The sequence below is a fragment of the Saccharopolyspora sp. NPDC047091 genome, assembly GCF_040643635.1.
Classification (GTDB): Bacteria; Actinomycetota; Actinomycetes; order Mycobacteriales; family Pseudonocardiaceae; genus Saccharopolyspora_C.
In genome coordinates this window covers 1-10131 of record NZ_JBEYUS010000119.1, presented here as the reverse complement: position 1 = coordinate 10131, position 10131 = coordinate 1, and the positions used below count along the sequence as shown (strand labels likewise).

Here is a 10131-nt window from a genome sequence, read left to right as displayed (position 1 = left end):
GTTCGCGGCGATGACGAACGGCAACCGCGGCAGCTGCACGCAGCCGGGGGCGCGGCGGCTGAGAACCCGCGGCGGTGCCGGGTGCGCGCGTGGTCTCTGCTCAGCGGCTTCGCCGCTGACGAGCGGAAGGCGTTCGGTGTGGTTCCCGGGCTTACGGCTTGGCTCCCGGTTGTCCTGTGCGGATGTTGGTTTTTGCTCTTCGAGCATTGATTTCAGTTTGCACTGAAGGCATTGTGTTTAAAGAATGCTTCGGGCGGGCGGGTGTGCCCGGCCGAAGATCTTGGGGGCTGACGGGTCAGGCGCCGCCGGCACCGTCGACGGGGACGCTGGCGCCGGAGACCATCGAGGCCCGGTCGCTGAGCAGCCAGCCGGCCACCTCCGCGATCTCGCGCGGTTCCGCCATCCGCCCCAGCGGGGTCGAGGCCGTCACGTGCTCGATCACCCCCGGCGTCGCCGCTTCCCAGGCATCGATCATCTCCGTGGCGGTGCCGCCCGGGGTGATGCCGTTGACGCGGATGCCGTCCCGCGCCCAGCTCACCGCCGCCGTCTCGGTGATGCTGTTGAGCGCGCGCTTCATCGCGCCGTAGGCGGGCAGCGCCGGATTCGCGCGGCGGCTGCCGATGCTGGAGGTGTTCACGATCGCCCCTCCCTCACCCCGCCGCATGAGCTCCGCCTCCGAGTTCATCGCGATCCAGTGCGCCCGGAAGTTCACCTCGAACTGCTGCTGGACGTCCTGGTCGCTGGTGGTGTCGAGCGGGCCGGGCCGCTGGATGGCCGCGCCGTTGTTGAACGCGCCGTCGAGGCGGCCGTGCAGCTGTGCGGCGCGGTCCACCGCCGCCCGGATGCTCGTCGGATCGGCCAGGTCCAGGGCGACCGCGTCGGCGATCCCGCCGTCGGCGCGGATCTCGGCGACGATCTTCTCCAGGGCTTCGGTGCCGCGGGACGCCAGCACGACGGCGGCGCCCTCCGCGGCGAAGAGGTGGCCTGCCGCGGCGCCGATGCCGCGGCTCGCGCCGGTGATGAGCACGACCTTGCCGCTGAGCAGGCCGAGGGATGCGTTGTCGTTGGTCATGCCGCAATACCAGCGCGGCCCGCGGACCGGATTCAGGTACAGCCGGTACCAGGATCAGCGGCGGCGCGACGTGCAGACTCGAAGTATGGACAAGCAGGAGCTGGGCGCGTTCCTCCGCAGCCGCCGCGAGCGGATCCGGCCGGAGGACGTCGGGCTCCCGTCCGGACCGCGCCGCCGGACACCGGGACTCCGGCGCGAGGAGGCCGCGGTCCTCGCGCACATCTCCACCGAGTACTACGTCCGGCTGGAGCAGGGCCGCGCACCTCGCCCGTCGGCCGAGGTCCTCGCCGGGATCGCCGGCGCGCTCCGGCTCACCGACGCGGAGGCCGACCACCTGCACGTCCTCGCGGGCACCGCCCCCAGCGGCACCCGGCTGCACCGGCGCGACGTGCGGCCCAGCATCCTCGCGCTGCTCGAACGGCTGCCGCGGACGGCGGGCATCGTCCTCTCCACCGCGTTCGAGGTCCTGGCGTGGAACCCGCTGGCGGCCGCGCTCATGGAGGACTTCGCGAGGGTCGAGCCTGCAGAGCGCAACCTCGCGCGGCGGGCGTTCCTCGACCCCGCCTCGGCCGCACCGTACGGGATCTCCGACGCGACCGAGTTCCAGCACCACGTGGTCATGGAGCTGCGGACCGCCGTCGCCCGCTACCCCGCGGACGCGGCGATCGGCGAGCTGGTGGACGAGCTCCACCGCGGCAGCTCCGAGTTCGCGCGGCTCTGGGCCAGGCACGACGTGCAGCCCGCGCCGGTGCTCACCAAGACCTTCCGGCACCCCGTCGTCGGCGAGGTCACCGTCGACTGCGACGCGCTGGCCCTCACCGACCGGGACCAGCACCTGGTCCTCTACACCGCGCCCCCGGGCTCCCCGGGCGCCGACGCCCTGGCCCTCCTGGACGTCCTGGGCACCGAGCACTTCACCCCGACCGGCCACTGATCCGGCGGAGCAGCGCTAGCGGCGGGACGGCCCGCGGGATCCTCGCGCGGACGGCGCTTCCTCCTGCGGCGGAGCCAGCGGTGACGACGGTCCCGCAGCGAGGACCCCGCCGAGCTTCCGCCGCCCCACCCCGCTCACGACCCGCGGGAGCGGAGGTCGTAGCGGCGCTGGGCGTAGGCCAGGTCGTCCTTCCACAACCGCAGCGCCGCCCACCGCATCACCGGCCGCAACCCGCCCGCTGCGGCGCGGGCCAACCGGAACCCGGGCCGCGTGGAGTGCGCCACGACCGCCTCGATCACGGCCGTCGTCGGGCGACCGGCCGAGTTGCGGCCCAACGGGGTCGCGTGCGTTTCGACGACGCTGCCCTCCCCTTCCCCCTCGACGATGTGCATCACGACGGTGCGCGGTTCGGGGGCGGTGAACGTCGCGCGCACCGGCACCCCCACTCCCCCGGCGAGCCGGAACGACACGGCCACCTCGAACTCGTCGCGCTCCGGGTCGGGTTCACGCAGCACTTCCAGGTTCGCGAACGAGTACGGGTGGAACCACGAGCCGTGCCACGGGTCGAGCCGGTTCGCGATCACGTCGCGCGGTTCGCACACGCCGACCGCGGTGGCCACCGCGTCGACGCTGCCCGCGAGCGGTGGCCTGGCCGGCAGCACGGGCGCGTCCAGCGGTGCTTCGCCGCCGACCGCGTCGAGGCGGACCCAGGCGAGGACGCCGTCGTCGTGCACCGGGAAGGTGCGCCAGCCCGCGGTCCCCTCCCCCAGGCACATGCCGTGCCAGCGGCACACCAGCCGGCCGTCGTGCAGCCGCGCCTCCCGCAGCGGGGCGCCCAGGTGCGGGCACGCCCCGGGGCCGGCGTGCAGCGCCCCGGAACCGTCGCGCCACGCCACCAGCTCGACACCGGCGACGGTGCGGCCGAACGGCCGCGCGGCGGAGATCTCCCGGCCTGCGGCCAGCACGTACCAGTTCCCGGACGGCCGGTCCTGCGCACGCCGCAGCGCGGCCGCGATCAGCTCCGGCCGGGCCTGCCGCCACGTGCCCGGCTGCTCCGCCCAGCGCGGCGCGCGGATCCGGCGCAGCGGGAACCTCGCTCCCGGTCCTCCCATGCGCACCCCCGTTCGTCAGCGGGCAGCGTAGCCGCGAGCACCTGCGCGGACCCGCGCCGCAACGCGGATTCCGTCGAACGCGCAAGGGAATTCAGCCCTCTCCCGCGGGTGTACCACCGCGGCCCCGCGGGTAGGGCTGAACCGGAACACCGCCTCGCCGGAGGAGGAACACCATGCCCGCCGGAGCGAACCGCAAGCAGGAACGCCAGTACGAGCACATCAAGCGCGGCGCCGAACGGCGTGGCAGCAGCGAGGGGCGAGCCGAGGAGATCGCCGCCCGCACGGTGAACAAGAACCGGGCGCAGCAGGGCCAGGCGAAGCAGCGCAGCGCCACCTCCGTGCACGACATCTCCCCGCAGCGCCGCGGCGGGCTGCGTTCCGGCAACCGCACCGGTCCGCTCGGCCGCACCAAGGCGCAGCTCTACGAGGACGCGCGCCGGGCGGGCGTCGACGGACGGTCCAAGATGAACAAGGCCGAGCTGGAGAAAGCGCTGGCGCGCGGCTGAGGTGGTCGCGGTTCCGCCTCACCGCTCCGCATCGTGCTGTTCGGCGATCGCGGCGGCCGCGGCTTGGACGCAGTTGCCGAGGTCCTCGGCGGCCGCGGCGGCTTGGTCGAGCGCCACGTGCGCGTCGGCGGGCCGCGCGGTGCCGGGCGTGGCGTGGCGGCGGGCGAGCCCGTCGAGCAGCAGCGCCAGTCGGTGACCGCGGACGGCCACGTCGAGCAGCGCGTCCCGCTCGGACAGCGCGCCCGGTTCTCCACCGGGTTCGGCGCGGGCGTCGGGGATGGACGCGGGCTCGACCGCCCGGTCGGCGCCGTCCACGGCGGCACCCATCTCCTCGCGCGCGCGGACCGCGTCGTCCACGGCCGCGCGCGATCGCCGCGGCGCTCGGCCCCGGCCGCCCTCGGCGGCGTCGCCTGTGCTCATCGGTTCCCGTCCCCCCGGCCGATCACGTGCGGACGCCCGCCGCTGATCGTCCGCGGGAGGCGGGGTCGGCGGGTCGGACCGGCTGCGCGCGGATTACCCGGGGCCGAGGAAGAGCACACCTGGCAGGACGCGGCGGCGGGCGCGCCGAGAGCGCACCCGCCGCCTGGGGACCTCGGATCAGGGGGCCTGCACGACGCCCGCACCGATGTCGGTGGACGCCAGCGGGAGCCGCTTGGCGCTCTGCGCGAGGCGCGCCCACAGGCCCCACGCCCGTTCCGGGAACTGCTGGGCGAGCAGCGCGGCGACGCCCGCGACGTGCGGGGTGGCCATGCTGGTGCCGCTGAGCTTCCGGTAGCGCTCCTGCCCCGGCCAGCTGGAGTAGACGTCCACCCCGGGCCCGACGACATCGACCTGTCCGATCTGGTCCACCGTGCCGGAGGAGAAGTCGGCGATCGCGCCCTGCTCGTCGATCGCCCCGACGGCGAGGATCGACGGGCAGTTCGCCGGGTGTCCGACGGGCGCGATGGCCCCGGCGGACCGCTGGCTCTCGTTGCCCGCCGCGGCGACGATCAGGGTGCCGCGTTCGATCGCGCGCTGCGCCACCCGTTCGAAGGCGTCGGAGAACGGCTGGCCCGGTTGGGTGGGCGCGCCCAGCGACATGGAGACCACCGAGCACCCGTTGGAGATCGCCCACTGGATGCCGGAGAGGATGCCGCTGTCCCCGCCGGAGCCGTCGTCGCTCAGCACCTTGCCCGCGTAGATCGACGCTTCGGAGGCGATGCCGTAGCCCGGCCCGGACTGGGTGGTGCGCGGCCCGCAGGCGGTGCCGATGCAGTGCGTGCCGTGCCCGTGCCCGTCGTGGGCGTCCTGGCCCTCCACGAAGGATCCGGTGACGACGTCGCGGCCGGCGAAGTCGGGGTGCTGCTCGTCGAACCCGGTGTCGAGGACGGCGACGCGGATGCCCTTGCCGGTGGGGGCGCTCTGGTCGGCGCGGACCGCGCGCAGCCCCCAGGTGACTTCGGCGTCGGCGACCGGTTGTGGTGATCCGATGGCGAAGACCCGGCGTTCGGGTTCGATAGCGGCCAGCGGGGTGCCGCGTTCGCGCACCGAGCCCTGCAGCGCGGCGATCTGGTCCGGGTCGGCGTCGACGAGCGCGACGCCGAGCTCGTGCAGCACGACGCCACCCGCGCCGCTGAACAGGGCTCCGGGCGCGGCGCCCGCGGCGTCGGCGGTGCTGGCGGTGCGGATGCCGGCGAGCCGGTTGAGCTCCCTGGCACCGAGCACGGTCGCGTCGTCCTCCAGCAGGACCAGGTAGCGGCCGGTGGTTCCACTCTCGGCTGCGGTCATGATCGCCCCCTTGCTCTCGGTGAAACGTGGCCCCTCGAGGTAACTCCTGTCCCACCCGTCCCGGCAAGACGCCGGTCGTGTGCGGTTCCGCGGTGGTTTTTCCCTTGCACAGCAGGAACTTCACCCTCACCCACTAGGCCGAGTGACCCCTGATCGGCGAGCACGCCACGGAGAGTTCCGTTCCGAGCCGGAAGGGCTCCGCCCGACCGGGCGCGCCGGGGTTCCGGCGGACCACCGGTTCGTCGCACACTGGAGGGCAGCGGAGCGCGAGTCCCTCCGCCGCCGCGGCGGCGGACCACACCAACGAGGTGGCGCATGGACAGCACGACCGAGAACGTGATCATCGTGGGTGTCGACGGATCCGAACCCTCCCGGTCCGCGCTGCGCTGGGCGCTGCGGCAGGCCGAGCACACCGGCGCCGAGGTCCGCGCCGTGGTCGCCTGGGAGTACCCGGCGTTCTACAGCTGGGAAGGCGGACCGATGCCACCCGACGACTTCCAGCAGGCCGCCGAGCGGAACATGAACGACGCGGTGGACGCCGTCGCCGGACCGGGCAGCGCGGTGCAGCGCGTGGTGGTGCACGGGCACTCCGCGCAGGCCCTGCTGGAGGCCGCCGAGGGCGCGCAGCTGCTGGTCGTGGGCAGCCGCGGCCACGGCGGGTTCTACCGGACCCTGCTGGGCTCGGTGAGCCAGCGCTGCGCAGTCCACGCGAAGTGCCCAGTGGTCATCGTGCGGGACTGATCTCCACTCGCCTTACGAGGAGGGCGAGTGGCGGAACCTCAGCGGCGCCCTCGCTGGAGGATCGTTCTCACCGGTGGCTCCGCCACAGGCGAGAACGCTGTCCTCGCGAGAAGACCACTGAGAACCCGCGGGGGTGCCGGTGACATACGTGGTCGGTGGCTCAGCGGCTTCGCCGCTGACAGGCGAACGACGAGGATCCGATTCGCGTGTTCTCAGCTGCGACGTGAACTGCGTCTACTGTGGACTCTTCTTTCGATGGGCGGGGAGTTCTGTCGGTTGGGGAAAATCGCTTTCGCGGGGCGGGGTTGCACCGTAGCTTCGGCTGGTGTGAGCGATGAGAAGATCCTGGTCACCGGAAGCGCCGGCCACCTCGGGGAGGCACTGGTGCGCGGGCTCCGCGCCGAAGGCCGCGACGTGGTCGGGCTGGACCTGCTGCCGTCCCGGTTCACCACCGCGACCGGTTCCATCACCGACCGGGAGCTGCTGCGCCGCTGCCTGGACGGGGTCACCGGCGTGCTGCACGCGGCGACGCTGCACAAGCCGCACGTCGGCTCGCACGACCGGCAGGCCTTCGTGGACACCAACGTCGGCGGGACGCTCGCGCTGCTGGAGGAATCGGTGGCCGCCGGGGTGCGGAGCTTCGTGTTCACCAGCAGCACCAGCGCGTTCGGCCGCGCGCTGACCCCGGAACCGGGCGAGCCCGCGGCGTGGATCACCGAGGACGTGGTGCCGGTGCCGCGCAACGTCTACGGCGTCACGAAGGTCGCCGCCGAGCAGGTCTGCGAGCTGGTGCACCGCGAACACGGGTTGCCGGTGGTGGTGCTGCGGACCTCCCGGTTCTTCCCGGAGGACGACGACCGGGAGGAGGTCCGCACCGCCTACGACGGGCTGAACGCGAAGGTCAACGAGTACCTGTACCGGCGGGTGGAGCTGCAGGACGCGGTGGACGCGCACCGGCTGGCGCTGGCGCGGGCGCCGCAGCTGGGATTCGGGCGCTACGTAGTCAGCGCCACTCCCCCGTTCTCCCCGCAGGACGCGGCGCTGCTGCGCACCGATGCGCCCGCGGTGGTGCGGCGGCTGTTCCCCGACCAGGAGGCCGAGTACGCGCGGCGCGGCTGGCGGATGTTCCCCTCGCTGGACCGGGTGTACGCCAACGATCGGGCGCGCGCGGACCTCGGCTGGACGCCGCGGTGGGACTTCCGGCACGTGCTGGACCTGCTGCGTGCCGACGAGGACGTGCGCAGCACGCTGACCAGGGCGGTCGGCGCGAAGGGCTACCACGCGTACCCGCACGGGGTCTACACGCCGTCCTGACCAAGGACGGGCTCGGCGGTCAGAGGCCTTTGAACGGGTGCGCGGTCGCAACGAGGACGGCGGTCTCCCCCGGCGCGATGCGGCCGGACTCGTGCAGCCGGTACAGCGCGGGGAGCACGATGGCGCTGGCGCCCTCGAGCAGGATTCCGCGGCGCGCCAGCAGGTCCGCCGCCGCACCCCCGTCCTCGACGACGACCGGGTCCCCGCCGGATTCGGCCGGCACCCGCTGCGCTTGCACCGTGGTGCAGTCACCGCCGATCGACGGCATGCCGGTGGCCGTCCCGGGGAAGGAGTCGTGCACGCTCGCGCCCGCGCGGACCGCGCTCAGCCGCGGGAACGGTTCGACCAGGTGCACCTGCGGGCCCGGCCCGTCGTGCCGCCGCGCCGCCTCCTGCAACCCGAGGTGCGCGCCGAAGGCGAGGTCGCCGCGCGCGGTCGGCAGCAGCACGTGCTCCGGGACGCGGCCGAGACCGTCCACCACCTCCCAGCCGAGCGGTCGCATCGCGTCCACGCCGAACGGGCTGCTGCCGACGGCGGGCCGCACGTAGTTCGTCACCGCGAGCCGTCCCGGCTCGGTGGCGCGGGCGCGCACGAAGTCCCAGCGCTGCTCGGCGTCGTCGAACACGTGCAGCCGCGCACCGGTGGCCCGGACCGCGTCGAAGATCGGCGCGGGCACGGCGGTGGTGACGGCGAGATCGCACTCCACCCCGTAGAGCGCGGCGTAGGCGGCCAGCGACACCGCGGCGTTGCCGGAGGACGCGGCGACGATCCCCGCGTAGCCCGCCGCGGCGGCCCGGCCGACCGCGCCCCAGCTGAACCGGTCCTTGTGCGAGCCGGTCGGGTTCGCGGCCTCGTTCTTCACCCACACCTCGACACCGTCCGGGGCGAGCTCGGCGGGCAGCGGGAACAGCGGGGTGCCGCCTTCGCCGAGGGTGCGGGCGCCGCGCAGCGGCAGCTGCCCGACCGGGTCTCCGTCGTAGCGGCAGCGCAGGTTCGCCGGCGTGCCGCGCTCCAGGCAGTCCGGGCAGCCCGCGGTCAGGTCGCCGACGGGGTGCGACCGCCCGCAGCCGAGGCAGTCGAGCGCGACCAGGCGTTCGTTCGTGGTGACCTTCGAGGCGTGCGGCATGACGTGCTCACGATCGTGCGGGCGGACGTTTGACCACCGCGCACCCTAGCCGCCCGCGCGCGCACCCGGCGCCACCGAGGTGAATGGCCCATCGGACCGAGCTGCCTGGTCGAATGGGCCATTCACCTGGGGTGCGGTCAGGAGACCTCGGCGGCCGGGGAATCGCCGAGGACCTCGCCCTGGGCGTCGAGCGCCTGCACGCCGACGAAGGCGGCGGCACCGGGCACGTCCACCCTGGTCTCGAAACCGGTGCGCGGCACGTCCTGCACCGGCGCGAGGCCCGCCTCGTCCGGCCCGGTCAGCACCCGCCAGGCGGCGACCTCGGTGGCCCCGTTCCAGCTGGCGTACACGCTGGTGACGCCGTCCCCGGCCTGCCCGGCCACGGCGGGCCGGTCGAGCGGCCTGCCGACCCAGGGGGACCGGAACGCGCGGTACGAGGTGATGGAGTCGACGAACTTGCCGTGGAACAGCACCTCGCCGTCGCCGTCGAACTCGGTGAAGTACGGTTCCCCGCCCCAGCCGACGAACAGGTGGCCCTCGTCGAGCAGCTGGGTGTTGCCCTGGTTCGGCGCCAGCAGCCCCTCCGGGCTCTCGTGGCTGCGCAGCACGGTCGCGGTGCGCGCCTGCTCGTCGACGTCGAGCACCAGCGCCCGCGAGCGCCCGCGACCGGGTGCGGCGGCGGCGTTGTCGAACAAGGTGATCGTGCCGTCCTCGCGGCGCCTGCAGTCGTGCTGCCAGGCGAACGCCGCGTCCGGCCCCATCTCGAAGTCGCTCTTCTTGCCGTTGAGCCGCCAATCGACCTCGCCGGTGCCGCGGTCGATGCGGTAGACGGTGTGCGTGCAGCGGGCGGAGACGAGCAGCGCGTCGCCGTCCTCGCAGACCGCGTTGAGGTGGATGTAGTCGAACCACTCCTCCGGGTCCGTCGGCACCGGGTAGAAGGACTCCTCGATGGCGACGTGCTCCAGGCTGCGCCACTCGAACAGCAGGTCGCCGCTGGCGATGTCGATCTCCTGCACGACGCCTTCGAGCACCTTCGCGTTCGCCGCGCCACCGACGGGCGTGGTGTCGGCGCGGACCTCGGCGTAGACGATGATCAGCGCGGTGCCGCGCGGGGTGATCACGAACTCGTGCATGTCGCCTTCGAGGCCGTTGGCGGGCCGCACGGTCGCGATGCGCCGGTAGCTCTCGTCGAGGATCGCGAACTGCCCGGTGCCGAAGCCCGGCGGGATGTGGATGGCGCCTTCCCACCAGGTCAGCACCGGCTTGCCCTGGTACTCCTGCACCTGCATGTCGGCGATGACGCCCTCGGCGGGCCGGGAGAACCACACCGGCTGCCCCAAGTCGTCCATGATCAGCGCGCCGGGCTGGAAGTCGGCGCGGGGCGCGGCGGCCTCGGGGTTGAGCTTGTTCGCGCCTGCCGGGGTGAGCAGCACGTTGCCGGGCCGGACGCCTGCGGCGGGGGTGCTGATGTCCACCTGCGGCGGGTTGAGGTCGGGTCGGCTCACGAAGGTGTGGCCCGCTCGCGCCCCGGCGCGGGGCGCGGGGGCGGCCGATCGGAC

General features: G+C 73.8%; 10 protein-coding genes and 1 pseudogene. 4 read left to right on the top strand and 7 right to left on the bottom strand.

What is annotated here, in order from left to right; genetic code table 11:
• Nucleotides 1-207: pseudogene (locus ABZ805_RS28530) on the bottom strand (hypothetical protein); the annotation flags it as partial.
• An 88-nt stretch (nucleotides 208-295) separates the two neighbouring features.
• A complete protein-coding gene (locus ABZ805_RS28525) occupies nucleotides 296-1072 on the bottom strand; it encodes an SDR family oxidoreductase (protein ID WP_358446796.1) in 777 nt (258 codons plus the stop codon).
• Between the two features lie 85 nt (nucleotides 1073-1157).
• Here ABZ805_RS28525 and ABZ805_RS28520 point away from each other — a divergent pair, with 85 nt between their 5' ends.
• The gene (locus tag ABZ805_RS28520) at nucleotides 1158-2006 is read left to right on the top strand and encodes a helix-turn-helix transcriptional regulator (protein WP_358446794.1); all 849 of its coding nucleotides are present in this window, start codon (nucleotides 1158-1160) and stop codon (nucleotides 2004-2006) included.
• A 134-nt stretch (nucleotides 2007-2140) separates the two neighbouring features.
• Here the strand turns inward: ABZ805_RS28520 and ABZ805_RS28515 are convergent, their stop codons facing one another.
• A complete protein-coding gene (locus tag ABZ805_RS28515) occupies nucleotides 2141-3118 on the bottom strand; it encodes a DUF5914 domain-containing protein (protein WP_358446791.1) in 978 nt (325 codons plus the stop codon).
• Between the two features lie 173 nt (nucleotides 3119-3291).
• Here ABZ805_RS28515 and ABZ805_RS28510 point away from each other — a divergent pair, with 173 nt between their 5' ends.
• Nucleotides 3292-3624 carry a plasmid stabilization protein gene (locus tag ABZ805_RS28510; RefSeq protein WP_358446789.1) on the top strand — a complete coding sequence of 111 codons (333 nt, stop codon included), beginning with the start codon at nucleotides 3292-3294 and terminating at the stop codon, nucleotides 3622-3624.
• 18 nt (nucleotides 3625-3642) lie between these two features.
• Here the strand turns inward: ABZ805_RS28510 and ABZ805_RS28505 are convergent, their stop codons facing one another.
• Together ABZ805_RS28505 and ABZ805_RS28500 are read right to left on the bottom strand one after the other, a co-directional pair.
• On the bottom strand, nucleotides 3643-4044 hold the full coding sequence (locus tag ABZ805_RS28505) for a hypothetical protein (protein ID WP_358446786.1): 402 nt from the start codon (nucleotides 4042-4044) through the stop codon (nucleotides 3643-3645).
• Between the two features lie 177 nt (nucleotides 4045-4221).
• Nucleotides 4222-5391 (bottom strand): S8 family serine peptidase, encoded by a 1170-nt coding sequence (locus tag ABZ805_RS28500; protein ID WP_358446783.1) that lies wholly within the window; start codon nucleotides 5389-5391, stop codon nucleotides 4222-4224.
• Between the two features lie 315 nt (nucleotides 5392-5706).
• Between ABZ805_RS28500 and ABZ805_RS28495 the strand changes: the two genes are divergently transcribed.
• Together ABZ805_RS28495 and ABZ805_RS28490 are read left to right on the top strand one after the other, a co-directional pair.
• Nucleotides 5707-6132 (top strand): universal stress protein, encoded by a 426-nt coding sequence (locus ABZ805_RS28495; RefSeq protein ID WP_358446780.1) that lies wholly within the window; start codon nucleotides 5707-5709, stop codon nucleotides 6130-6132.
• Between the two features lie 327 nt (nucleotides 6133-6459).
• Complete coding sequence (locus ABZ805_RS28490; protein WP_358446777.1) at nucleotides 6460-7446, top strand: NAD(P)-dependent oxidoreductase; 987 nt, start codon at nucleotides 6460-6462, stop codon at nucleotides 7444-7446.
• Between the two features lie 19 nt (nucleotides 7447-7465).
• Here the strand turns inward: ABZ805_RS28490 and ABZ805_RS28485 are convergent, their stop codons facing one another.
• Together ABZ805_RS28485 and ABZ805_RS28480 are read right to left on the bottom strand one after the other, a co-directional pair.
• Nucleotides 7466-8572, bottom strand: coding sequence for a PLP-dependent lyase/thiolase (locus tag ABZ805_RS28485; protein WP_358446774.1), 1107 nt, complete (start codon nucleotides 8570-8572; stop codon nucleotides 7466-7468).
• 137 nt (nucleotides 8573-8709) lie between these two features.
• The coding region (locus tag ABZ805_RS28480) for an arylsulfotransferase family protein (RefSeq protein ID WP_358446772.1) at nucleotides 8710-10131 on the bottom strand (1422 nt) is incomplete at its 5' end.